The sequence below is a fragment of the Pseudomonas sp. MPR-R2A5 genome, from assembly GCF_058793055.1.
This window is the reverse complement of sequence record NZ_JBXAFK010000004.1, coordinates 157,430-181,891: the sequence shown is the minus strand read 5'-3', so window position 1 is coordinate 181,891 and position 24,462 is coordinate 157,430. Positions and strand designations below refer to the sequence as shown.

Sequence of the window (24,462 nt, the reverse complement as noted above, 5' to 3'; positions counted from 1 at the left end):
TACACGGCGGTTCAGGCCATGCGGTTAAGCCGATTGATCGTATCCAGTATCGAGACCAGTCAAAGTCTGTCCCATAGCTTCTTCGGCAGCGCCTGATTCATATGCGGCGCTCCTGAGTTCCACCACGGGCCTCGGCCATTGAAGGCCGACTTGCAGGCACGCTCCTCGCTCAATCCCAGGCGCATCAGGTTGCGCGCCCTCGTAGAGGGCTGCTTCCATTGCCGCCAGATGACACAGCGAAGTTTGTGCCTGACCCAGCCATCCAGCTCTTCCAGTGGACGCTTGCTCTGGCTGAGCTTGAAGTAGCCTGCCCAGCCTCGCAGCACCGGGTTTACCCGCTCGATGACATTCGCCATCTTGTGGCCCCGCACCCCTCGCAGCAGTTCCCTGAGACGGTCGCGCACACGGCGCAGGCTCATGGTTGCCACTCGCAGTCTAGGCTGCGAGTGCCAACTCATCCCATACCCCAGGTAGTCGCATTTCCACGACCCAGCCACGCGACTCTTGTCCCGATTCAGTCTCAGTTTCAGACGGTGATTCAGGAACCGCTCGACACTGGCCAGCACTCGTTCGCCAGCACGCGGACTACGGACATAAATGTTCGCGTCATCGGCATAGCGCACGAAGCGATGGCCTCGCCGCTCCAACTCACGGTCGAGTTCATCGAGCAGGATGTTCGACAGCAGCGGCGAAAGCGGGCCGCCTTGCGGCGCCCCCTCCTGCCGATGGCTGACAACCCCGCCCGACATGACGCCCGCTTCGAGGTAACGGCGGATGAGTCTGAGCACCTGTTTGTCTTCGACATGGCGCTCAACACAGAACATCAGGATGTCGTGGTTGACCCGATCAAAGAACTTCTCCAGATCGAGTTCCACGCAACACCTATGACCCGCCGCCACATGGGTGCGGGCCATCTCGACAGCCTGGTGAGCGCTTCTGCCCGGACGGAAGCCGTAGCTATAGTCCGAGAACAGCGGATCGAAGATCGGCGTGAGCTGTTGCAGCAGGGCTTGCTGGATCAGGCGATCCACGACACTGGGAATGCCCAGTTGCCGCATACCGCCCTGCGGTTTGGGAATTTCGACCGCCCGCACTGCCTGGGGATGGTATTCACCTGCCAGCAGCCTGACCTTCAGGATGGGCCAATACTGTTTCACGTAGCCTGCCAAGTCGGCGACCGTCATGCCATCGGCACCCGGCGCCCCCTTGTTGCTGACCACGCGCTGATACGCACGCTTGAGATTGAGCGGCGCAAGCACCCGCTCCATCAGCGTGTCCGGCTCCGCGTTCATCCACGTCACCGACGCCGCCGATACCTCTGCGCTGTCAGGCGTCATCCTCGGCCTCTGGCCGGGACTCGGGGTGACAGTCTTCTCTTGGAGAAATTTCTGCATTTCGGTTATCGACGAGACGCTGACGCCTACTGGCGGCATGACCTGTTCGGCCCTTGATGGCGTGGTTGACCGCCACTTACTACGGCCTCGGCTGACTTCTGCACGCCCATCCCGTCGCCTCTCGACAATCGGTAGCACAATGGCAAGCGTACAGATCTCCCAGGGTAATTCGCGCGACCTTCCTGCTTATGCCTGTCGGATCTACGTCGCAGCGTTCCGTGCAAGTATCGGGCTTTGGCGATTATGGCCACCTCACCCCGCTGCGCCGCCTCATCCGCTTCCTGTTCGTCAGGCCAGCATTTTGTCTCGGGCTTCCTTCAGATTCGCAGTCGCCCGCGACACCCTTGCCTTCAGCTAACACTTCCCCTTGCCGGGTGTGTAGAGGACTTTCACCTCCAAGTCGCCAGGCTCACCACCACAGTGAACCCGACAGCGCCAGTCACGGCGCTACGCGCCATGCCTGGCGCACCATAAAAAAACGCCAGCACATGGCTGGCGAAAATAGGAGCGTGAGTGGTTGCTAGGGGCGCTTATTGCCTCAGAAGTAGTAACCGATATTGGTATACAACTGGTTTTCCCAGCGTTCGCTACCGCCGGCGCCCAGGCTCTGGGTGTAGCTACCGCCACCGATGTAGGGATCGTGCTTGCCGTGCAACCACTCGACGGCGATCCATAGGTCTTTCAGCGAGAAAGATGTGCCAAGGATGAAGCGCTGGGAATCCTCGAAGCTGGACTCATCCTTGTCGAACAGGCTGTAGTTACCGTAAACCTTGACACCAGAGAGCCACCCGAGTGAGCCAGGAATGTCATAGCTGAGGTCGGCTACATAGAGGTTACCCTTGGCGGCAACGTTAAAGGTGCCGTCGAAGCTGCCGAAGCTAACCAGCTTGTCTCTGCCGGGATTCTCCGGGCTCATGTCCTGGCGAGTGGCTTGCAGTTGCACGCCCCAGGGGCCATTCTTGCCCGAGTAGTGGACTGCTAGGGCATTTCGGCGGCCGCTATCACGACTGTCCTGGTTCTGCAGCGTCGAGGTCAATGCCGAGGCGCCGATCTCCGACTGCCAGCTCCCAAGCTTTAGGTTGCGGGCCAGACGCCCGACTAAGATGTCGCGCTCGTGGTTATCGCTGCCGTCGACGACGTAGTCATCTGCCGTAGCAACACTGGTTGCATAGGTCCGCCCGCCGCGGCTTGTACCTTGACCCTGATCAGCCGGGCTTAGGTAGTAAGCGAGTTGGAAGTTCCAGTCATCCTGCTGCTGGATGTATTTAACACCAAGGTTCGCAATGTCTTCCAGGCCGATCACGCTGCCCAAGGTCAAGAAGAAAGTGCTGCCGGCATAGGGCAGCAGGCCGAACGGAATCTTGTTTAGTCCCACCTGAATCTGACGCGACTCATCGAACTTGTAGCCGATCCATGCATATTCGGCGAAGGCGATGTCACCGATCTTGTCGGTATAGTCGAAAGGGTAAGCGTCGCCATAGAAACGGTATTTAGCCGCGCCGATCCAACTATCGGAGTTGTAGGTAGCGGTGAGAAAGGCAGTATCGAAACTCAGCTTCTCGATATCCCGGTCGGGGTCGTAGTCGATACGCGCACGCACGGCGCCGCCAATGTCCAAGTTGTCATTGATAGCCACCGCACCTGCGGGTAGCGCGAGCGATGCCAACAATGGAAGTAATATGAGAGTTGCTTGTGGGTGCAGGTTGATCATTTTCATGAATTGGCTCTTAGCATTGTTAGTCTTTTTTTCAGCTACGCAGCACTAAGCCGCTGCGGTGTTGCGGCTTAGTTTTGGATCGGGTTTGGTAGCTGCAGCAAGTTGCCGGAGCCGAATACATCGGCCCGGTGGGCGCCGATATTGGTTTCAGCTGCAGCTGGTGCGGACAAACCAGCTGCGTTTGGCGCTGTTGAGTAGCAGCCAGTAGCTGGCGAACGCGCAGACAAAGGTCACCGGCGCTGAGAAGGTCGCCAGCGTTGCTCCGCCGAAATTCAGCAGCACTATCCCCAGGCCAGCGGCAAAGAACCAGGCGATCAAGCCGCACGGGTTGAAGGCGTTGACTCGTTCGAGAGCGAATTCAATATTGCCCTCGAACAGCTGGGTATATTTCGGCGAGAAAATATGCGCCAAAGCGATCGCTACCCAAGCCACTACAAAGATGCTCTGGTATGCCAGGGCTTGCAGAATGTAGCTGAACACATTGAGCAACATCATTGTGTAGACCACGATGCCAACTACTACGGCCCATGCCATATAAGGCACAGCCGCCAAGCCAAAACGGCCGAAGAACGCATGCATGTTGCTAGCGGCCATGAAGAAATTTGCGGTATTGATACGGGTCTGGCTGACCCAAACGAACAACAACCCCCAGATACCCATCAGCTCGACAATGGCCAGCACCACCGAGACCTCAGACAGGCCGCCCTCTGTGGGAATGGTGGCGGCGAGAAAGATGCCGACCAGACCGTTAATAAGAAAGCTGAAGATATAGAATGGTAGGCCGAAGTTAAATTTAGCGTGGTAGCTGGCGTCCTGCTTACGACCGAAGCGTGCGTAGTCCCAGGTGTACATCATGAGAATCCACACTCCCATGAAATAGGTGAAACAGTCCCACCAGCCATTACTTACTGGCCCGCTCTCAGGCCCCATTTCCAACCAGGCAGAACTGTAGCCGTATTCACCGACGGCCATCGCTACTACGGCAATCAGACCAATCAGGTAGAGCGGCAGCAGCACGCCATTGAACTTATCCAGCCAGGTCTGCACGCTACCGAACACCAGTGGCACGCTGTATAGCACCACTATTAGGTAGGCTTGATTGAGCGTGATGTCGGACACGTAGTGTTGGATAGCAATGGCGATCACCGAGCCTTCAAACACGCTGTAGTAGATCGCCGTGGCGAAGAAAATCAGGGTGGCCAGTGCTGCGCCGGCGCGTCCGAATAGCACCCGGGAGAAGAGTGCGACCGATAATCCGGTCTTAATGGCGTAGCGGGCAATGACCCCGTTGATGGCCGCATAAGTTACGACCGACAAGAGTAAGCCGATTATGGCATTCATCGTACCAAAGCTCATTGCCAGGGTGGCGGACACCACCAGCCAAAACATAGCACTGCAGATGGCCCACCAAGCCATCGTCAGTGAGCCTTTGCTCATGCGGTGTTCTTCCGGAACCGCGACGGTGCTGTAGTCGATACTATCGACCTGTTTTTTGATGTTTCCGGCCATGGCTCTTCTCTTGTTTTTGTAATGAGTGGAGTCATGATCATAAGTACTTCAGGCGGGCGACCACTTGCTGCTGAGCGCACTCTCTTTTGTCATACCTGAAGCTTCTTGCTCTCTGGAAGATGGCCCACCCAGACGAAACTCCTCCAGCGGAAAGCGATGAGAAAATCTCTCAGGCTGTCCAAGTCAGAATAAAAGACCTCAATGACGCTATGGCTTACATCTCTTTCCGAGAGAGCGTTATTAGCGAGCGAGTCACCTAACAACACCTACACTCAGCGTGATAGCCAGACAGACAACATAGCGCTTAAACGTTTCAAGCCAGTAGGACTACAAGCAAAGCACTCAATGACGGGCTCGAGGCCGATTCAATCTCGGCACAACCACCCTAAGCCAGCAACCAGCACTACATGCTACAAGAAGTCAAAACCGGGTACAAAACCGGGTACAAAGAATAACGAAAACAACCAGAATGCCTAAGCTCAAACGCTCAAGCATCAGACTTACCGCATAACGTGTAAGTCAAAAAATTGTCTTTCCCGCACGTCAACTCTATGTTTCAAATGCATTAGCCCTGAAACCCGCACGCCACTTGAGTATGCACGCATAGCACAATTCTATAGGTATTGCAACACATTCCTTTAGGGCTTCAGATCACTTGCTGCAACTGCGGCACGACCTCGAACAAGTCACCCACTAGACCGTAATCCGCCACCTGAAAAATCGGCGCCTCTTCGTCCTTGTTGATTGCCACGATGACCTTGGAGTCTTTCATCCCGGCCAGGTGCTGGATGGCACCGCTGATGCCGACGGCGATGTACAGCTGCGGCGCGACGATCTTGCCGGTCTGGCCAACCTGCATGTCGTTGGGCACGAAACCGGCGTCGACCGCAGCGCGCGAAGCACCGACGGCGGCGCCGAGCTTGTCGGCCAGGGCATACAGGTGCTTGAAGTTGTCGCCGTTCTGCATGCCGCGACCGCCGGAGACGACGATCTTGGCCGCGGTCAGTTCCGGACGATCGGACTTGGCCAGCGCCTCAAAGACGAAGGCCGAGATGCCGGCGTCGCCGCCAACGGCCACGGCTTCCACGACAGCACTGCCGCCTTCGCCGGCCACCGGATCGAAACCGGTGGCACGCACGGTGATCACCTTCACCGCCGCCGAAGACTGCACGGTGGCGATGGCGTTACCGGCGTAGATCGGCCGCTTGAAAGTGTCGGCGCTTTCCACGGCGATGATTTCGGAGATCTGGTCGACGTCCAGCTGGGCGGCGACGCGCGGCAGGATGTTCTTGCCGTTGCTGGTGGCGGCGGCGAGGATGTGGCTGTAACCCTTGCCCCCTGCTTCTTGAACAAGAGCAGCTACCAGCGGCGCAACGTTTTCCGGCAGCTGATGGGCGAAGGCGGCGTTGTCGGCCACCAGCACCTTGGCCACGCCGGCGAGCTTGGCAGCCGCTTCGGCGGCGGCGCCACAGGCGGCACCGGCAACCAGGAGGTGGATGTCGCCACCGATCTTCTGCGCAGCGGCCACGGTGTTGAGAGTGGCCGGCGCCAGGGCGGCATTGGTGTGTTCAGCGATAACCAGGATAGTCATTTAGATTACCTTCGCCTCGTTCTTCAGTTTCTCGACCAGTTCCGCCACCGACTTGACCTTGATGCCGGCCTGGCGGGCAGCCGGCGCTTCGACTTTCAGGGTCTTCACGGTGGACGCGGTGGCAACGCCCAGGGCGTCCGGGGTGAGCACCTCCAGCGGCTTCTTCTTGGCCTTCATGATGTTCGGCAAGGAGGCGTAGCGCGGCTCGTTCAGACGCAGGTCGGTGGTGACGATCGCCGGCAGGTTCAACGCCACGGTCTGCAGGCCGCCGTCGATCTCGCGGGTCACGTTGACCTTGTCGCCCGCCACTTCGACCTTGGAGGCGAAGGTGCCTTGGCCGAAGCCGGTCAGCGCGCCGAGCATCTGGCCGGTCTGGTTGTTGTCGCTGTCGATGGCCTGCTTGCCGAGGATCACCAGCTGCGGCTGCTCCTTGTCGACCACGGCCTTGAGCAGCTTGGCCACGGCCAGGGAGTTCAGCTCGTCAGCACCCTCTTCCTTGACAGCCTCGACCAGGATGGCGCGGTCGGCACCGAGGGCCAAAGCAGTACGCAGCTGCTCTTGCGCCGCCGTCGGGCCGATCGACACCACGACGATTTCACTGGCAACGCCCTTCTCTTTCAGGCGTACGGCTTCTTCCACGGCGATTTCGCAGAAGGGGTTCATCGACATCTTAACGTTGGCGAGATCGACGCCGCTGTTGTCCGCCTTGACGCGAACCTTGACGTTGTAATCGACCACACGCTTGATCGCTACGAGGACTTTCATAAAGGCTCCATGGGAAAAATTGCCCCGGCAAGCTGGCTGGCCGGGGCATGGCAGGTTCAGCGTTCACCAAGCTGTTCGATGATGCCTTGTGCCTTCAACTCGGCCAGGCGCTCATCATCGAGACCCAACTGGCGCTTGAGCACCTCATCGGTATGCTCACCCAGCATCGGCGCGGGGCGCAGGTACTCGACCGGTGTGCGAGACAACTTGATCGGACTGCCGACCGTGACGAAGTCGGCTTTCAAGGGATGGGGAATGTTGACCAGCATGTTGCGCGCCAGTATCTGTGGTTCGTCCAGCGCCTGGGCAATGCTGTTGATGGCCCCTACCGGTACGCCCTGCGGGTGAATGCGCCCTACCCACTCATCGGCGAGCCCTCCGAGAAAGTGACGCGACAGGATGGCAACGATCTCCTCGCGGTTGCTGACTCGGTCGGCGTTGCGCGCGAAACGCGGATCTTTCGGCAGCTCTGGCAGGCCGATGGCGTCGCACAGTGCGACGAACTGTGAGTCGTTGCCGCAGGCAATGATGAAGTCGCGATCACTGGCGCGAAACACCTGGTACGGCACAATGTTGGCGTGGGCGTTGCCATAACGCCCGGGCGGCTTGCCGGAAGCCAGATAGTTCTGGCTCTGGTTGCACAGTGTGGCGACCTGAACATCCAGCAACGCCATATCGATATGTTGACCAAGCCCGGTCTTTTCTCGGCTGAGCAGCGCAGCTTGGATAGCCACCGTCGAGTACAGGCCGGTCATCAGGTCCGCGAAGGCAACGCCTACCTTTTGCGGGCCGCCACCGGGCAGATCGTCGCGCTCGCCGGTGATGCTCATCATTCCACCCATACCCTGAATGATGAAGTCGTAACCCGGTTCTGCGGCGCGCGGCCCGGTCTGGCCGAAACCCGTCACCGAGCAATACACCAGGCGTGGATTGAGCGCAGCGAGGCTAGCGTAATCCAGCCCGTACTTGGCCAAGGAACCGGCCTTGTAGTTCTCGATCAGTACGTCGCAACTGGTAGCCAGGGCCCGCACCATTTCCTGCCCCTCGGGGCTGGCGATGTTTAGCGCCACCGACAACTTGCCGCGATTGGTGGACTGGTAATAAGAAGCCTCGCCGGTGGACTCGGCGTTCTGCCCCTTCATCCATGGCGGCCCCCAGCCACGGGTGTCATCACCCGCGCCCGGCCGTTCGATTTTGATCACTTCGGCACCCAGATCGGCCAGAGTTTGGCCGCACCAGGGACCAGCCAGAATGCGGCTCAAGTCGAGCACGCGATACCCAGTCAAAGCACCCATTTCATTTCACCTTTGCTTGCGCGCACTTACACACGCTCCATCACCATGGCGAGGCCTTGGCCCACGCCGATGCATAGGCTCACCACAGCGTAGCGTTTGCCGCTCTGTTGCAGCGCGCGAGCGGTGCTCAGGGCCAGGCGCGCACCGGATGCACCTAATGGGTGGCCGACGGCGATGGCGCCACCGTGTGGGTTTACCCGCGGGTCGTTGAACGCAACACCCAGACCTTTCAGGCAGCCCAGCACCTGGCTGGCGAACGCTTCGTTGATCTCGATAATGTCCATATCCGCCAGGCTGAGCTGCGCGCGAGCCAATGCCTTATGAATAGCCTCCACCGGGCCGACGCCCATAATGCGCGGGGCCACACCCACGGCGGCGGCCGACAGAATGCGCGCCATCGGAACCAAGCCGTGCCGTTCGCCCGCCGCGGCCGAGCCAATCAGCAATGCCGCCGCGCCATCGTTGACGCCTGATGCGTTGCCGGCGGTAACCACACCACCTTCGGAGAGAGGATTCAGGCGAGCCAAAGCGATCAGGTCCGATTGCGGGCGCGGGTGCTCGTCCTGCTCCACCACATTGGGTGGCGTCTTGCGCCCGGTGGGCACGCTGACCGCGAGCAGTTCTTCCTGAAAGAAACCTGCGCTACGTGCGGCTTCATAACGGGCCTGAGAGCCGGCAGCAAAGACGTCGGCCTCAGCACGGGAGATGCCGTACTCCTGAGCCACGTTATCGCCCGTTTGCGGCATGCTGTCGTTGCCAAACTCGGCGACGATCTTCGGGTTGGGAAAACGGGCGCCAATGGTACTGTCGAACACCGTCAGTTCGCGGCTATAGGCCGCTTCTGCTTTAGCCATGACAAAGGGTGCACGGGACATACTCTCCACCCCGCCGGCGACAAACAGTTCGCCTTCGTTACAGGTCACTGCGCGGGCGGCATCGATCACCGCCGCCAGACCACTGGCGCACAGGCGGTTAACTGTCTGCCCAGGTACGGTCACGGGCAAGCCTGCAAGCAGTGCGGCGTGACGCGCGATGTTGCGGCTGTCCTCCCCTGCCTGGTTGGTATTGCCCAGAATCACGTCCTCGATGGCTTCGCCAGGGATGGCGTGGCGAGCGAGCAATTCGTGGATCACATGGGCGGCGAGGTCGTCTGGGCGTACCGAAGCGAGTGCGCCGCCGTGGCGGCCAAATGGCGTGCGCAGTCCCGCGAAGATGTAGGCGTCGAGCATGGGAAAATCCTAGCGTTGAGGTTCAGTCGGGAGTGGTTCGTTGTGACGCAATGAAAGGCCCAAGGCGGCCCGTCGCCGCAGCCAGGGACCCGGCCGATAACGGGGATCGCCCGTCAGTTCGGTCATGCGTTCAAGAGTGGTGAGCAAACGCTTGGGCCCGACACTATCGCCCCAGGCCAGCGGACCTTGCGGATAACCAAGACCACGGCGCACGCCTTCATCCAGGTCATCGACACTGGCGATACGCTGCTGAACGATATCGCCCGCCAGGTTGACGATCATGGCCAGTACCCTTTGGGCCACAAAGCCGACACTGTCATTGATCACACTGACGCCCACGCCATCGCGGCCCAACAGCGCATGGGCGGCATCGCGCATGTCGGCATGGGTAGCGGGATTTAGCATCAGCGTGCGGTAGCGGGCGATATCCAGCAGCGGGTCGATGCACACCGTGCGCTCAGGATCGGTGCCAAACAGGCCGACGGCGCCGGTGGCATCCAGACCGTAAGGTGCCAGCAAACACAGGGCCTCGCTGCTTGGGACCGTGCCCTCTTCGACCCGCGCGCCCACCTGCTGAAGAAGCTCGGTGAAACGTGCACGATCCTCGGGGTTTTCAGTGCCAAGCCAAACCGGCGGAAATGCTTCCAGCGCAGGTACTGCCTGTGCGGCGGGTGGATCGATCATCTGGCCGTCGGCGTATCGGTAAAACCCACGCCCGACCTTGCGCCCGACGTAGCCGGCATCCAGCATCTGGCGTGTTAGCGCTGCAGGCCGATACCGCGGTTCCTGGTAGAACTGGTTGTAGATCGACTCAATGACTGGATGGGAAACATCAAGAGCCGTCAGATCAAACAGCTCCAAGGGCCCCATGCGAAAACCCAGACCCTCGCGCAGGATACGGTCTACCTCGGCGGGTTCGGCTACGCCTTCCTTGAGAATTTGCAAAGCCTCAGTGCTATATGCACGGCCGGCGTGATTGATGATGAACCCTGGTGTGTCCTTCGCCCGAATACCCCTATGCCCCATGCGGGCAGCCAGGGCTCGGAGGCTGTCGCCTACCTGCGGGTCAGTCGCCAGACCATCGATGACTTCCACCACTTTCATCAGCGGCACAGGGTTAAAAAAATGAAAGCCAGCGATGCGTTGGGGAAGTCGGCAATTGCGAGCAATGCTGGTGACGGAGAGCGATGAGGTGTTGGTAGCCAGAATGCAGTCATCGGCAACCACGGCTTCCAACTCGGCGAGCAAGCCCTGCTTGGCGTCGAGGCGCTCGATAATGGCTTCCACTACCAGGTCGACGTCGCTCAGTTCCGTAAGGGCGCTCGCCACTTGCACGCGGGAGAGCGTGGCCAGCGCATCGGCGTTGGCAATCTTGCCTTTGTCGACCAGCTTGTCCAACGTGCCTTTCAAGCTTTCGCGGGCGCCCTGCGCAGCGCCTTCGCGACTATCAAACAGCGTGACGCGAATGCCCGCCTGAGCGGCGATCTGAGCAATACCTGTACCCATGACTCCGGCGCCAACAACCGCCATCCGGTTAATTTCACGTGTCATCGCTCATTCTCCTGAGAAGATCGCTTTGCGTTTTTCCAGGAAGGCTTGAGCGCCCTCTTTCTGGTCGCTCGAATCGAATAGCAATTGGAAGGCCTTGCGCTCCAACACCAGCGCGCTCTCCAGCGGCAGGTCAGCACCGGCCAGCATCACTTCTTTGATCTGCGCGACGGCTAGCGGCGGCAAGGCGGCGATTTCAGTGGCCAGCTCTAGTGCACGGACAATGGTCTGCTCGTCGCCCACCACTTCACTCAGCATGCCCATGGCCAAGGCTTGCTGGGCCGAGACCAAGCACCCGGTAAGGGCAATGCGCATTGCCTGGAACTTGCCGACCGCGCGGATCAGACGCTGAGTACCGCCGGCGCCCGGCATCAGGCCGAGTTTGACTTCTGGCTGGCCAAAGCGCGCCGACTCGCCGGCGACGATGATGTCGCAGTGCATGGCCAGCTCACAGCCGCCGCCAAGGGCGAAACCATTCACTGCAGCGATGACCGGCTTGGGGCAGCGGGAGATGGCTTCCCACAGCAGCTCGGTATGGCGCAGGTACATTTCAATCGGGCGCGCTTGGGCAAACTCGCGGATATCGGCTCCGGCCACAAAACAGGTGTCACCGCCGGTAAGTACAATCGCCCGCACCTGCCCATTGCGAGCCAGTGCCCGAAAGTGCTCGGCGAGTTGTTCACGCACCGCGCTATTGAGCGCGTTCTTGGCTTCTGGCCGGTCGATGCGTACGACGGCAACGCCGTCTTCTCGAATTTCCAGGTTCACTACAGATTCAGGTTCGTGACTCATACCCACCTCTAAACACGTTTCGCTATACGAAATTGCATTTCGTATTTACGAGATATCATAGGTAGGGTCGCGAATTCATGTAAATCAGAAATCTGAACTATTTTATTATTTCTTTATTAATCAATATATTATCTATCTAAAAATGAGCGTTTTGCATTTCATCTCGGCTCAAATATAATTTCGCCTGACGAAACGTACTTTTATTTGCTTGCAATTTCCAAAAATGAGGTTCTACCATGGCACGCAACAAAGCGGATCAGCAGAAGGCTGAGAGCAGCACTGGAGCGGATGAAATCGCTTTACTGAAGATGGGCATGCTCGACCCGGCCAGTGCGTCGAGTGAGGACGAAACCAGCGGCCAGTTCGTGACTGCGCTGGCACGTGGGCTGGAGCTGATGCGGTGCTTTACCCCGCGCGACAACGTGCTGGGCAATCAGGAACTGGCGCGGATGACCGGGCTACCCAAGCCGACCGTGACGCGCTTGACCAACACCCTGATGCGCCTTGGCTGCCTCAAGCGTGAGGTGCACTCGGGCAAGTACCAGCTGGATGTCGGTGTGCTGGGGTTCGGCTACGCCATGCTGTCGAATCTGTCGATTCGCTCGGTGGCGCACCCGCTGATGGAAGAGCTGGCCAATCACGCTCAAGCCGCAGTGGCAATGGCGGCCCGGGATCGCCTGCAGATGGTTTACCTGGACGTCGTTCAGGGCCAAGGCAATACCACGATGCGGCGGCAGATCGGCAGCTACTTGCCACTGGCGCAAAGCTCGGCGGGACGCGCATGCCTGGCGGCGATGCCAGAGAGCGAGCGAGAGTTTCTCCTCGACCACATGCGCCAACGCGAAGCAGCACAGTGGCCGGTGATCCGCAAGGGCCTGGATCGCGCGTTTCGCGATTACACCGATTACGGCTTTTGCCTATCGATCGGCGAGTGGCACCGCGACGTCAACTCAGTCGCCGTGCCGCTGTTACACCCGCAGTTCGGGTTACTGACCTTCAACTGCGGTGGACCGAGCTTCCAGCTTCCACGGGACAAGCTCACTGACGATATCGGGCCTCGCCTGATCAACATGGTTAACAACATCGGCGCCGCCGCTCGGTAACCCTTCAGGGTGACGGTGCACCGTACTACATCGGCCCACTTCCGGGCCCAGAGGAGCGCACATGATCCGTGATACCGAAACCCTGCAGATTCTGCTGGATTCTCTTCGCCAGTTCGTCGGTGAGGTACTGATTCCTCGGGAAAACGAGGTGGCTGAAACGGATGCGATCCCTAAGGACATCGTCGATCAGATGCGCGAGATGGGCCTGTTCGGGTTAACGATTCCGGAAGCCTATGGCGGCCTGGGCGTGACTATGGAGGAAGAGGTAAACATCGCCTTCGAGTTGGGTCGCACCTCACCGGCTTTCCGTTCCTACATCGGCACCAACAACGGCATTGGCTCAATCGGCATTTTGCTTGACGGTACAGAGGAGCAGCGCAACCAGTACCTGCCGCAACTGGCAAGCGGCGAGCTGCTCAGCTCGTTCTGCCTGACCGAGCCAGATGCCGGCTCCGATGCGGGCTCGTTGAAAACCAATGCTGTGCGTGACGCTGACAGCTACATCCTCAACGGTACCAAACGTTACATCACCAACGCGCCACACGCGGGCATTTACACGGTGATGGCCCGTACCAACCCGGAAATCAAAGGCGCCTCCGGTATCAGCGCCTTTATCGTTGAGCGCGGCACACCCGGCGTGTCGCTGGGCAAGACGGACCACAAGATGGGCCACAAAGGCGCCCATACCTGCGACGTGATCTTTGAAAATGCGCGAGTGCCCGCCAGCCAGTTGATAGGCGGCGTCGAAGGCGTTGGTTTCAAGACCGCGATGAAGGTGCTGGATAAGGGCCGCCTGCATATCGCTGCACTGAGTGTCGGCGCAGCCGAACGCATGCTGGACGATGCCCTGCACTATGCGCTGGACCGCAAACAGTTCGGCCAGCCCATCGCGGAGTTCCAACTGATCCAGGCGATGCTGGCTGATAGCAAAGCCGAAATCTACGCGGCCCGCTGCATGGTGCTGGATGCCGCGCGCAAGCGCGACGAGGGCAAGAACGTCAGTACCGAAGCCTCCTGCGCGAAGATGTTCTCCACCGAGATGTGCGGTCGTGTCGCCGACCGCTGCGTGCAGATCCACGGTGGCGCCGGCTACGTCAGCGAGTACGCCATTGAGCGCTTCTACCGTGACGTGCGGCTGTTCCGTATCTACGAAGGCACCACACAGATTCAGCAGGTGGTTATCGCCCGTAACATGATCCGCGAAGCGCAGCGGTGACACGGCACCTGCTCTGACACCAGTTGGGCTCCAGTCGCGCCGAGACTCAATAGCGCCACATCCTGGCTTCAAGGTAGTTGTTCGACATGAGTGCGTGTTCCACTGGTGTGGTCCCGAAAGCCTCAGCCTGCGAGCTTCCCGTCAACCTACCCCCAGATGAACTGCGGGGTAGCTGCACGAAACTGGAATTCCAACTACGCCACAGTAGGTCGCACAGCACAGTGCAGGCGCTGCCAGCGGCAACGATGAGGCTATAGGGAAAAGTCGAGCTGGCAATACCAGCAAGATTCACCTGGCGGTGGACGCCCACGGCTTGCCCATCGAGTTTGAAATCACAGGTGGCCAAATCAATGACTGCACTCAGGCACCCGCGTTGATTTCCAAGCTCCCGGCGGCAGAAACCATCGTCGCGGATAAGGGCTATGACAGCGAGAGAATCCGGGAGCAGGTTGAGCTACAAGGGGCCAAGGCCGTGATCCCGAGAAAGCGTAACTCCGTGAAAGGCAACGCGGATCTGGACAGAGGTCTTTACCGCAATCGGCACCTGGTGGAAAACGCCTTTGCCCGGCTGAAGCATTACCGGGCGGTGGCATCTCGATTCGACAAGCTCAAGAGAAATTACGAGAGCGTGGTGGCCATGGCCTGTGCCTTCCTATGGCTACCCATGTGAAATGGCAACAGCCCCTAGCGGTACTTAGCAACTGTTGATCGCCGGTGCGCCGGTAAATGGCGGGCTGATTGGAGAAATAATTTCTACATATAGGCGATTTACAGCGTGTTTATCGCCTTCTGTATCTCTCCTATTCTCTCTCGACTGCTCTGCTGCATTGATTGGCTGAGCCCGGACTGACCGCATGGTTAGCCCTAATCGCGCTAAACCCAACCTGAATAGAGGATCACTCCATGCCCGTTGTACGAGTCAGCTGGTTCGAAGGAAAAGACCACGCCGCGAAGGAAGCTGTCGCTGCAGAAATCACCCAGAGCATCGTGAAAAACACCGGTACCGATGCCAATTACATCTACGTCATTTTTGAAGACGTGGCGCCATCGGATTGGGCCGGTGCAGGCAAGCTGTTCGGCGACGATCCGAAGAAGACCTAAGGTCATTCGGCGTTAATGGCCAGTGGGCTGCAAGGAGTGTTACATCTTCTTTGCAGCCCGGGCTTGGCTCTTTTGTGCTGGGTAGCCGGACTCCCAGTCGACCTGCTCAAACTGTTCGACCAGAAAATTGATAAATGCCCGCACCTTGGATGCCAGGTGTTTGCGGGTTGGGTAGACGGCATAAATACCCAGTTCTACCGAGCGATACTCCGGTAGCAACTCCACCAGATCACCCCGCCGAAGATCCTCACTTACCATAAAGCTTGGCTGCAGCAAAATGCCGCCAGCAGTCAACGCAATAGATCGGCATGTATCACCGTTATTGCAGCGAATGACCGAACGCGTGTTGACCTTATGCTCGCCATCGGGCCCGGTAAAACTCCATTCGTTCCCACTGGAAAAGTTGCTATAGGCAATCACCCGGTGCTCGGCCAGGTCTTGCGGCACTTCTACTGGTGCATGGCTTTTGATGTAGCTCGGGGCTGCACACAGGCGCATCCGCGTGCTGGCAAACCGGCGCCCCACCAGTGAAGAGCTTTCCAACCGGGCGATGCGCACCGCGACGTCATACCCCTCCTCCACCAAATCGACCTGGCGATCGTTCAGGCTGATATCCAGCTCAATCTTCGGGTTTTGCTCCAAAAAGGCAGTCCACAGCGGCGCCAGGTGCAACACACCAAAACTCACCGGCGCATTGACCCGCAGCACGCCGGCAGGCTCATGGTTGCCCGAAGAAACAGCGCTTTCCGCCTCCCCCATCAACGCCAGCACTTCCCGCGCTTGCTGGTAGAAAACCCGTCCTTCTTCGGTCAGTGATAAGCGTCGCGTGGTGCGTTGCAGCAGGCGTACGCCCAGGCGTTCCTCCAGCGCATTTACATGCCTGGAAACGGCGGCCTTGGACATTTCCAGCGCATCGACGGCACCGACAAAGCTGCCCTTGTCGACCACGGCGCAAAACACCTGCATCTCCAACGCGCGATCCATTATTGCCTCACTTATCGGAACTATAAGTCACATTAAATCATGTTTATCTCGTAAATCGAATCTTTAAACTGGATCCCATCACACACAGCACGAGGCAAAAGACATGAACATTACCCTTATCGGTACCGGCAACATGGGCTCGGCTTTCGCTCAACAGTTGTCCCAGTTTGGACACCATGTTCGTATCACCGGCCGTGATCTGGACAAGGCGCACGCCCTCGCCGCGCAGCATCAAAACGTCGAAGCATTCGCCGCTGATCAGGCCCTTGGCCAGAACGAAGTGGTGATCGTCGCCACTGCTTACCAGGACGCCTTAACCGCGCTGAAAAGTCTGGGCAGTCTCGAAGGCAAAGTGGTCATCGACATCACCAACCCGCTGACAGCCGACTACATGGGTCTGACCATCGGCCACAGCACCAGTGCAGCGGAGGAAATCGCCAAGGCGCTGCCAGGTGTGGAGCTGGTCAAGGGCTTCAACACCCTGTTCGCCCAAGTGCTGGCCAGCGGTCCCACATTTGCCAACGAGCAGCAAGGCAGCGTGTTCCTGGCCAGCGATAGCGCACGAGCCAAACAAACCGCCGTTGCTCTTGCGCAAAGCCTGGGTTGGAAAACCGTGGATGCCGGCGGTTTGGTAAACGCGCGTTATCTGGAAGCGTTGGCCGGGTTGAACATCTACCTCGGCTATGGCGCAGGGCTCGGCACGCAGATCGCGCCGGTCTGGCTCAATCGTTAATTCCCACTTACCCAATGCCTGGCGCCACGGCCGAAACAGCTGTGGCCCCGGGCAACCCACACTCCCCGTATTGGAAAACACCCATGACCGCCGCTAGCCGCACCCTCCCCTATGCCGCCCTGGTACTACGCCTAATCCTTGGCGTGATGTTTCTCGCTCATGGCCTGACCAAGCTGCTGGTGTTCACCCCGGCCGGCACAGCAGGTTTCTTTGAGTCCGTTGGCTTCTCCGGCTTTCTTGCCTATCCGGTCATTGCCTTTGAAGTGGTCGGCGGCCTGTTCCTGATCCTTGGTGTACTCGCTCGCTGGGTAGCGGCCCTAGCCACCGTGCAACTGCTGGTGGCAGCAAGCGTGCACTTCGGTAATGGCTGGAGCTTCACCAACGCCAATGGTGGCTGGGAATACCCGGTCTTTCTGGCATTCACTGCACTGGCCTTGGCGCTGCTGGATGACGGAGCCTTCGCCTTGAAACGTTCAGCACGTAACTAACCGCTCGCTGCTTTCGGCCAGGTTGCCTTTGCCGGGTTCTCGCCAAACTTGGCAAGGGTAAAATCCAGAAAGCTTTTCAGCCTTGGTGTCATGCCCCGGTCCGGCGTACGCAGCACATGAAAGGGTCGAGTGGGCATGGGATATCGAGGCAGTTGGACGATCTATCCGCTTGGCTTTCAAGTCTTAAATAAACAAGGTAATCCCCCGGCTTAGCCGAGGGACTCCTTGAGGTTGACCGTGTGATGCGGTCATCAGGAACCTTCTATCTCGACCAAGAGATAGGGGTACCCAATGAGAGATTACCAAAGCCTTGCTCACACGAAGTGGGACTGTAAGTACCACGTTGTATTCATCCCGAAGAGGCGTAAGAAGGCGATCTTCGGAGCGATCCGCAAGCACCTGGGGGGAGGTGCTACATGAGTTGGCGAGGCAGCGTGAGTGCCGGATCGTGGAGGGTCACTTGATGCCAGAGCCGAGCCCGAACGATAATTTCAAGATGGAGCCGGACTAATGCGACGCGTCGTTCAGCCGACGCGTATCCGGACTTTCAATCCGTAATTCACTAACCCACCGACTTCAGTCGGTGGTTGTTTAGTGCTACCACCGGCGTAGACGAACTGATGATTGATGCGCGCATCTACGACCCGACGGCGCGTTGCCGTTCGTATCAACTGGCAGCGGAATCGATTGGAGATCTGCTCACTCACTGACAGCGTGCGCGCCGGTGACCTTCAGGTCACCCGTGCGGAACACACGTGCCAGGTAGTCAAGGGTTCAGAGGATATCGTCCACCACGCCGCCATCGACCCGCAGCGCAGCGCCGCTGGTGGCTGACGCCTGGGTGGAGCAGATATAGACGACCATATTGGCGACCTCATCGACCGTGGCCGCACGTTGAATCAACGAGGTGGGACGGTGGGTCATGACGAATTCGGCAGCGACGGCCTCCAAGGATTTGCCGGAGCGGGCAGACTCTCCTTTGAGCAGCTCAGCCAAGCCATCAGACAGTGTCGGGCCTGGCAGCACGCTGTTAACGGTTACGCCGCTGCCGGCCACACGTTTGGCCAAGCCACGCGACAACGCCAGTTGCGCCGTCTTGGTTACGCCGTAATGAACCATATCGGCCGGGATATTTCGGGCTGACTCCGAGGAGATAAACACCACCCTACCCCAACCTCGTTGGACCATGGCTGGAACCAACGCGCGGCTCAGGCGAACACCGGACATTACGTTAGTTTGCCAATAGTCTTCCCAGCAGTCGTCATCGGCCTCGAAGAAATCGGCCAAACCATAGATGCCGGCGTTGTTGACCAGAATGTCGATGGTGGGAAGCGCAGCTGTAAGAACGCCAACGCCGTCGGCATTGCCCAGATCAGCCGCGACTCCGCTGAAGGTGGCCTGCGGTACCGCTTCGCTCAAACGTGCCAGGGCTTTTTCGACCGAGCTGTCACTCCGCCCGTTGATGATCACGATAGCGCCGGTGAGCGCCAGGCCATGGGCAATGGCGAAGCCGATGCCGCCTGTGGAGGCAGTAACCAAAGCGGTCTTGCCGGCAAGATTGATGTGCATGCGTATTGACCCTCTAGCGCCAGGTAGTACCCGGCAGGTTAGATCGGTTGCTGAATAGTCAGCGGTCTTGTCCGCCGGCTACTGACTGGCGGTGTCAGGTCCGGGTAAACCCATCAAACGGATTCATGTACACCGCGCCAAAGGCATCCAGGTGCTTGCGCGTCGGCGCGTCTGGGTTGCCATAAACTAGCAGGCTGGTGATTTTCACCAGCTCGAGAAACTTTTCGCCGAACGGCGCGAAGGTTTCTTCAATATGGTTAACGACAGCATCGGCACGGTAACGCTCGATAATGTGCACCTCAGTGCGAGCCTCGTTGACGCTGTATTCGTACATCAAGGTGCCAGGCTCTTCGCTCGTAGCGGCGACAATCTTGGCAACCAGCGTTTTAAATTCAGGGAAGTCTTCCGGAGCCAGGCTTAGGGTAAAAATGCTGATGACTTCGTCTTTCATGGGGCGTCCTCACAGAAGTAAATGACCAACCCCATGCGATAGATGCAGAGGGTTGCTGAGTCAGCAGCCATGCTAAGGTAGAGCAGCAAGCTGATAAACAACCTTGAAATCACAGATAGGTAGCGTAATTTGCTACCAACTCTTGCGCCTAGGAAAACGGCAATGACCTCCGAAGATTCCTTCAGCGGCATCCATATTTTTCTCGCCACCGCCCGCTCTGCGACCTTCACAGAGGCAGCCGAGCGCCTGGGGCTGTCCAAGTCGGCCGTAGGTAAGGCGATTGCACGGCTGGAGGCACGGGTGGGTACCAGCCTGTTTTATCGCTCGACCCGCCGCTTGTCCCTGTCTCCGGATGGCGAGGCCTACTTCACCGTGTGGTCCAATGCGCTGGAGGAGATCAAGGCCACCGAGAGCAACCTCGGCAACAAGTTAGGCGTGCCCACAGGGCGCTTGCGGGTGGACATGCCGGTCGCGTTCGGTAAACAGGTGGTACTGCCGGTGCTACTGGAGATGAGCAAACGCTTCCCGCAGTTGCAACTGACCTTGACCTTTAGCGACCAACTGGTGGACCTGACGGAAGAAGGTATCGACCTGGCCATTCGTTTTGGCAGCGTCGACAACGTCCCCGGCCTGGTGGCCAGACGCCTGACGTCACACCGCTGGGTAACCTGTGCAGCGCCGGGTTATCTGGAAGAATATGGTACGCCGTTGACGCTCGAGGACATGGGCCAGCACCGCAGCATCGTCGGCTATCGCCGCGGCAGCCTAATGCCCTGGAAAATGGCCCAGGCCGGGCAATCCTTGAAGTTCTCGCCACCACCGACCTATCAGTTTGACGATGCCGAAGCGATGATTGAAGCCACGCGAGCCGGCCTCGGTATTTGCCAGATGCCGCTCTGTCTATTTGAAAAGGACATCGCCCAGCAGGTTGTTGTTACGGTACTCGAGCCCTTTGAACCGGCGCCTGTCGAGGTCCACGCACTATGGTCGAAGAGCAATCATCTGCGGCCCAAAATTCGTTACCTGGTCGACGAGTTATTGAAGCTGTATGGCCACAGCTAACGGCAGAACGGACAGCTACTGCGCGACCTTGGCGCGGGGTTGATCAACGCCAGCCCCATTAACTCAGGGTGCCACTCAGCAGCCATAGCGATGAGCGCGGACTGATCTGTAACAAAGCCAGGGAGCCCCCAAATACTAGAGCCCGCCGACCAGGGATCTACTCACCAACCTGCGTTCTGGCCAGGCGCAGGGGGCAATATTGGCACCTTGATGTGTAGCTCAGCGCTCCGGCTGGCAGCGGCCTGAAGAGTCGACAAGTGACCGCCAATTATCCCGGTTTTCGAGATAGTTATTCACCAATATCTGAGTTTATCTCCAAAATCGAATCTATAAACTTTGAGCCATCCCCAGCCAATCAGTGCGCTGTGGGTAGGCAGGTCAGTGAGCGGCGCACACGCTTTGCAACGCCGATCAGTCCACCTCTTGCTGCTGCGGCCCCAATATCTAAGCAGGATTTCAACCATGAGTCTGGCCTATCCAGTGTTGTTCGTGTCCCACGGAGCACCAACCTTTGCCATCGAACCCGGCCAGGCCGGGGCACGCCTGGCTGAGCTAGGCCGAGCGCTGCCACGGCCTAGCGCCATCGTAATCGTCTCTCCTCACTGGATGACCCGTGGGAGCGTGCGTGTAGGCAGCAGCAAGGCGCCGGAAACCATTCACGACTTCGGAGGCTTTCCGCAAGCACTGTATCGCCTGCAATACCCTGCAACCGGCAATCCTGCATTGGCCGAGCAAATCTGCAACCTGCTTTCCCGCAATGGGATTGCCGCAACTACCGAATCGAATCGAGGCCTGGACCACGGCGCCTGGGTGCCGTTGCTGCACCTATTGCCCACTGCGGATATCCCGGTGGTCCAAGTGTCCATGCCCCACCCGCTCAATCCATTGGGTGCCTGGCAGCTTGGCCAGGCACTCAAGCCGCTGCGCGATCAGGGCGTGCTGATCATTGGCTCCGGCAGTCTGACCCATAACCTTTATGAGTTCCGTAGCAACTACGGCGACCCGGCTGAGTACGTAGCGCGTTTTTCCGACTGGATCCGTGACGCCCTGCAAGCCGGTGACCTGCCAGCGCTGCTCGCCTACCGCCGCAATGCCCCGGAGGCCGAGCGTGCGCACCCCAGTGAAGAACATTTGTTGCCGCTATTTCTGGCGCTCGGTGCCGCAGGCGAGCACTACGCCGTGGATGTGCTAGAGGGCGGTGTCGCCGACGGCGTACTGGCTATGGACAGCTACCTGTTCAAAAGCCCAACCGCCACTCAGGAGATTACTCAAGCATGAACCTGCCACTAGCCATTTCAGAACTGCAGCAAGAACCGCAATCCGGCCTTGTCTATCGTCGGGTAATCCGTGCTGCTGCCCCTCGTGCACGTCTCCTGCTATTGCATGGTGTAGGCGGTAATGAAACCAATCTGGCAGGCCTTTCCGGCTTTATCCCAGAAGGAATTGAAATATTGCTGGTACGCAGCCGCCTGCAAATCGCAGCTGAGGGCTTTGCCTGGTTTCAGGTAAATTTCACCAACGAAGGCCCGGTGATCGTTGAAGAGCAAGCGGAAACCAGCCGCCAGAAACTAGTGGAGCTTGTAACTGCCTTACCACAAATGCCTACAGTGATAGCTGGCTTTAGCCAGGGCGGTATTCTCAGTGCAAGCGTCGGGCTTAGCGCCCCTCATTGCGTGCTAGGCTTTGGCTTGTTCAGCGGCAGAATTCTCCCTGAGCTGGCACCACACATTGCCAGCGCTCAAGCATTGAGTTCGCTATCGGCGTTTATTGCTCATGGCTATGGTGATAACAAGCTCCCCGTGTCTTGGGCACAAAAAGCGGATGCCTGGTTGCACCAACTGAACGTGCATCATGAAACATACCTGTACGACATGGGCCACGAAATCACCAATGAAGAAGTGGAAGATTTCATTCAGTGGCTGAAGCCTGTATTGAACATCGCCTGAGCGACCTTGATGGTGAACTCCCGCAGTAAACTTACGGAAGTGGATCTACTTCTTAAAGCGTTAGCCAGCCCCCAGCGCCGGTTGATCCTTGAGTGGCTCCGTGACCCAGAGAAACACTTTCCGCAGCAGGAACATGCATTCCTGCTCGGTGTGTGTGCCGGCCAGATTGAGCGCAAGTGCAAGTTGGCCCAATCGACCGTGTCCGATCACTTGCGCACGCTGCATCGCACAGGATTGATTACTTGCCAAAAGCTCGGCCCGATCCATTTTTTTCAAACGCTGCGAATACACCATCGAAATGCTGGTGAAAACATTGAAAGCGATGCTGTAAAGGGGATTTGAGAGCTCTGCCATGACTATTCGCGAGGACACATTTGCATCCATCGATCTCAATTTATTGGTGGTTTTTATGTGTATTTACAAGGAACAAAGTATAACGTTAGCAGCCAAGAGTCTTGGCGTAACACAGCCAGCCGTAAGCAATTCGCTGGTCAAGCTACGTGACAAATTTAATGATCCGCTCTTTACTCGTTCGGGCAGGGGTATTGTGGCAACACCGAAAGCGAAAAAAATTGCTTCTGAATTATGTCCAGCGATGAGACTGATTACAGCCACACTAGCATCGAACTTTAGATAATCCTCTTTGCAGCAGAGCACTATTGGCCTGCTCTAACCTCTCATGACTGGCGGTGTCAGGTGGACTGACAGATGACTGGAGTCTATGTCGCTGGTGGCATCATGTTATGCCGACGCAAGCTGAACATTCCTGTCTGTAATTGAGCAATCATCTGATGGCGAACTCTCATGGTTTACCGTCGCCCTTTCGATACGTATCAATAACACCAGCCACATCAAGGCCAAAGCCCAGCATTGGGTGTAATTGCTCCGCGGAAACAAAGCAGCCATCACCGGAAGTGCTGAATGGCTTGAGGCGGTCAACTGCCCGGCAGTGCAATTGGACGAGGCAAACTCGACAAAGCCTCCGCCTCCAGGCCTGGCACCATCGGCCGCAGTTGCCCGGGGAAAAAGCCGGTGCTGTCCACATAGAGCAGTACCGACTTGGCATCGCGCCAACCGACATAGCCCATCAACGCCTTCTGGTCCCAGCCACTGCGCGTGGCCCAGGTGGCAAAGCCACGGCGTAGGGAGTGGCTGCTATACAACTCGGCGGGCAATCCGGCCGCTTTCAGTACCGCCCGCAGCAGCGGGATGACGCTGTGCGGGTGCAGGCCCTGCTCGCGCAGGTGACCCCAGCGGTCAATGCCGCGGAACACCGGACCGCGGGCGATGCCGGCGACACAGATCCAGTCGTTGTAGGCCTGCACCGGGCAGAGGCGGGCCAGCGCCGGCGCACTGTAGGTCTGTCCCTGGTTGTCACGGTCGCCCTTGCTCCACGGCAGGAACAGCTGCATGCCCTCCCCCGGCCGTACCTGGATGTGCTCGACCTGCAGGCGGCACAGTTCGTCGCTGCGAAAGGCGCGCCAGAAGCCGATCAGCAGCAATGCGCGATTACGCCAGCAGCGCAACAGCTGCGGCAGGTCGCCCTCGTCCAGTGCTTTCTCGCCCGCCCGCTCCAGCCACGCCACGCACTGCTCCAGTTCGCGCAGCTGCAGCGGTTCGGCCTGCTTCTCCGGCTTCGGGTGCAAGGTACGAATGCCCTTGAGGATCTGACGAACCAGCGGGGTCTTGGTCGGATCCGGGAAGCCCTGGCTGACATGCCACTGCGCCAAGGCCGCCAGGCGCAGCTTGAGGGTGTTGCTGGACAACGTGGCGGCGTGATCGACCAAGTAACGCACGATGGCATCGCTGGTCGCCGGCAGAAAGCCGCCCCAGGCGACCTCGAAGTGCTCGAGCGCTTGCCGGTAGCTGCGCCGGGTGTTGGGGCGGGTACCGGCCTGCAGGTACCGCTCGATCTCGTGGCTCATCGACGCACATCCCCTTGATGTACTGGTGAGCGACTGCCAAACGA

General features: G+C 58.6%; 22 protein-coding genes and 3 pseudogenes. 12 read left to right on the top strand and 13 right to left on the bottom strand.

What is annotated here, in order from left to right; translation table 11 throughout:
- Window positions 1–59: 59 nt before the first annotated feature.
- The 9 genes from ltrA to AC1Q6I_RS04810 form a co-directional block, all read right to left on the bottom strand.
- Complete coding sequence (gene ltrA / locus AC1Q6I_RS04850) at window positions 60–1,433, bottom strand: group II intron reverse transcriptase/maturase (RefSeq protein WP_049950174.1); 1,374 nt, start codon at window positions 1,431–1,433, stop codon at window positions 60–62.
- A 499-nt stretch (window positions 1,434–1,932) separates the two neighbouring features.
- Window positions 1,933–3,105, bottom strand: coding sequence for a porin (locus AC1Q6I_RS04845; RefSeq protein WP_031637015.1), 1,173 nt, complete (start codon window positions 3,103–3,105; stop codon window positions 1,933–1,935).
- A 153-nt stretch (window positions 3,106–3,258) separates the two neighbouring features.
- Entirely contained in the window at window positions 3,259–4,620 is a 1,362-nt protein-coding gene (locus AC1Q6I_RS04840) for a purine-cytosine permease family protein (RefSeq protein ID WP_024075428.1), read from the bottom strand.
- Window positions 4,621–5,266: 646 nt separating this feature from the next.
- Window positions 5,267–6,211, bottom strand: a complete 945-nt coding sequence (locus AC1Q6I_RS04835) for an electron transfer flavoprotein subunit alpha/FixB family protein (protein WP_023662939.1) — start codon at window positions 6,209–6,211, stop codon at window positions 5,267–5,269.
- Window positions 6,212–6,976 carry an electron transfer flavoprotein subunit beta/FixA family protein gene (locus AC1Q6I_RS04830; protein ID WP_023048095.1) on the bottom strand — a complete coding sequence of 255 codons (765 nt, stop codon included), beginning with the start codon at window positions 6,974–6,976 and terminating at the stop codon, window positions 6,212–6,214.
- Window positions 6,977–7,032: 56 nt separating this feature from the next.
- A complete protein-coding gene (locus tag AC1Q6I_RS04825) occupies window positions 7,033–8,271 on the bottom strand; it encodes a CaiB/BaiF CoA transferase family protein (RefSeq protein ID WP_023048094.1) in 1,239 nt (412 codons plus the stop codon).
- A gap of 26 nt (window positions 8,272–8,297) precedes the next feature.
- A complete protein-coding gene (locus tag AC1Q6I_RS04820; protein WP_023048093.1) occupies window positions 8,298–9,500 on the bottom strand; it encodes a 3-oxoadipyl-CoA thiolase in 1,203 nt (400 codons plus the stop codon).
- 9 nt (window positions 9,501–9,509) lie between these two features.
- Complete coding sequence (locus AC1Q6I_RS04815) at window positions 9,510–11,051, bottom strand: 3-hydroxyacyl-CoA dehydrogenase (protein WP_023048092.1); 1,542 nt, start codon at window positions 11,049–11,051, stop codon at window positions 9,510–9,512.
- 3 nt (window positions 11,052–11,054) lie between these two features.
- On the bottom strand, window positions 11,055–11,840 hold the full coding sequence (locus AC1Q6I_RS04810; protein WP_023628973.1) for an enoyl-CoA hydratase: 786 nt from the start codon (window positions 11,838–11,840) through the stop codon (window positions 11,055–11,057).
- 236 nt (window positions 11,841–12,076) lie between these two features.
- On the opposite strand from AC1Q6I_RS04810, the gene AC1Q6I_RS04805 reads away from it, so the two are divergent.
- The 4 genes and pseudogenes from AC1Q6I_RS04805 (at window position 12,077) to AC1Q6I_RS04790 (ending at window position 15,260) form a co-directional block, all read left to right on the top strand.
- Complete coding sequence (locus AC1Q6I_RS04805) at window positions 12,077–12,943, top strand: IclR family transcriptional regulator (RefSeq protein ID WP_023048090.1); 867 nt, start codon at window positions 12,077–12,079, stop codon at window positions 12,941–12,943.
- Between the two features lie 61 nt (window positions 12,944–13,004).
- Complete coding sequence (locus tag AC1Q6I_RS04800; RefSeq protein ID WP_023048089.1) at window positions 13,005–14,159, top strand: acyl-CoA dehydrogenase family protein; 1,155 nt, start codon at window positions 13,005–13,007, stop codon at window positions 14,157–14,159.
- 214 nt (window positions 14,160–14,373) lie between these two features.
- A pseudogene (locus AC1Q6I_RS04795) lies at window positions 14,374–14,829 on the top strand (IS5 family transposase); the annotation flags it as partial.
- 233 nt (window positions 14,830–15,062) lie between these two features.
- Window positions 15,063–15,260, top strand: a complete 198-nt coding sequence (locus AC1Q6I_RS04790; protein ID WP_023048087.1) for a tautomerase family protein — start codon at window positions 15,063–15,065, stop codon at window positions 15,258–15,260.
- A 39-nt stretch (window positions 15,261–15,299) separates the two neighbouring features.
- Here AC1Q6I_RS04790 and AC1Q6I_RS04785 read toward each other — a convergent pair whose 3' ends face one another.
- On the bottom strand, window positions 15,300–16,244 hold the full coding sequence (locus tag AC1Q6I_RS04785) for a LysR family transcriptional regulator (protein WP_023048086.1): 945 nt from the start codon (window positions 16,242–16,244) through the stop codon (window positions 15,300–15,302).
- 88 nt (window positions 16,245–16,332) lie between these two features.
- On the opposite strand from AC1Q6I_RS04785, the pseudogene AC1Q6I_RS04780 reads away from it, so the two are divergent.
- From AC1Q6I_RS04780 to AC1Q6I_RS04770, 3 genes and pseudogenes are all read left to right on the top strand, one after another.
- Window positions 16,333–16,977 (top strand): annotated as a pseudogene (locus AC1Q6I_RS04780) (NADPH-dependent F420 reductase); the annotation flags it as partial.
- A gap of 83 nt (window positions 16,978–17,060) precedes the next feature.
- Complete coding sequence (locus AC1Q6I_RS04775; RefSeq protein WP_023048084.1) at window positions 17,061–17,465, top strand: DoxX family protein; 405 nt, start codon at window positions 17,061–17,063, stop codon at window positions 17,463–17,465.
- Window positions 17,466–17,756: 291 nt separating this feature from the next.
- Window positions 17,757–17,931, top strand: a pseudogene (locus tag AC1Q6I_RS04770) (transposase); the annotation flags it as partial.
- Between the two features lie 308 nt (window positions 17,932–18,239).
- Here AC1Q6I_RS04770 and AC1Q6I_RS04765 read toward each other — a convergent pair.
- Window positions 18,240–19,034 carry an SDR family NAD(P)-dependent oxidoreductase gene (locus AC1Q6I_RS04765; protein WP_023628975.1) on the bottom strand — a complete coding sequence of 265 codons (795 nt, stop codon included), beginning with the start codon at window positions 19,032–19,034 and terminating at the stop codon, window positions 18,240–18,242.
- Between the two features lie 94 nt (window positions 19,035–19,128).
- Window positions 19,129–19,485 (bottom strand): putative quinol monooxygenase, encoded by a 357-nt coding sequence (locus AC1Q6I_RS04760; protein ID WP_023048080.1) that lies wholly within the window; start codon window positions 19,483–19,485, stop codon window positions 19,129–19,131.
- A 162-nt stretch (window positions 19,486–19,647) separates the two neighbouring features.
- Between AC1Q6I_RS04760 and AC1Q6I_RS04755 the strand changes: the two genes are divergently transcribed.
- From AC1Q6I_RS04755 to AC1Q6I_RS04735, 5 genes are all read left to right on the top strand, one after another.
- Entirely contained in the window at window positions 19,648–20,547 is a 900-nt protein-coding gene (locus tag AC1Q6I_RS04755) for a LysR family transcriptional regulator (protein WP_023048079.1), read from the top strand.
- 462 nt (window positions 20,548–21,009) lie between these two features.
- On the top strand, window positions 21,010–21,825 hold the full coding sequence (locus tag AC1Q6I_RS04750) for a DODA-type extradiol aromatic ring-opening family dioxygenase (protein WP_023048078.1): 816 nt from the start codon (window positions 21,010–21,012) through the stop codon (window positions 21,823–21,825).
- A complete protein-coding gene (locus AC1Q6I_RS04745) occupies window positions 21,822–22,493 on the top strand; it encodes an alpha/beta hydrolase (protein WP_023048077.1) in 672 nt (223 codons plus the stop codon). The genes AC1Q6I_RS04750 and AC1Q6I_RS04745 overlap by 4 nt, the downstream gene beginning before the upstream one ends.
- Before the next feature lie 9 nt (window positions 22,494–22,502).
- Window positions 22,503–22,835, top strand: coding sequence for an ArsR/SmtB family transcription factor (locus AC1Q6I_RS04740; protein ID WP_223194054.1), 333 nt, complete (start codon window positions 22,503–22,505; stop codon window positions 22,833–22,835).
- A 10-nt stretch (window positions 22,836–22,845) separates the two neighbouring features.
- Entirely contained in the window at window positions 22,846–23,130 is a 285-nt protein-coding gene (locus AC1Q6I_RS04735; protein ID WP_071576115.1) for a LysR family transcriptional regulator, read from the top strand.
- Between the two features lie 298 nt (window positions 23,131–23,428).
- Here AC1Q6I_RS04735 and AC1Q6I_RS04730 read toward each other — a convergent pair whose 3' ends face one another.
- A complete protein-coding gene (locus tag AC1Q6I_RS04730) occupies window positions 23,429–24,418 on the bottom strand; it encodes a site-specific integrase (RefSeq protein WP_023628979.1) in 990 nt (329 codons plus the stop codon).
- Window positions 24,419–24,462: the final 44 nt, after the last annotated feature.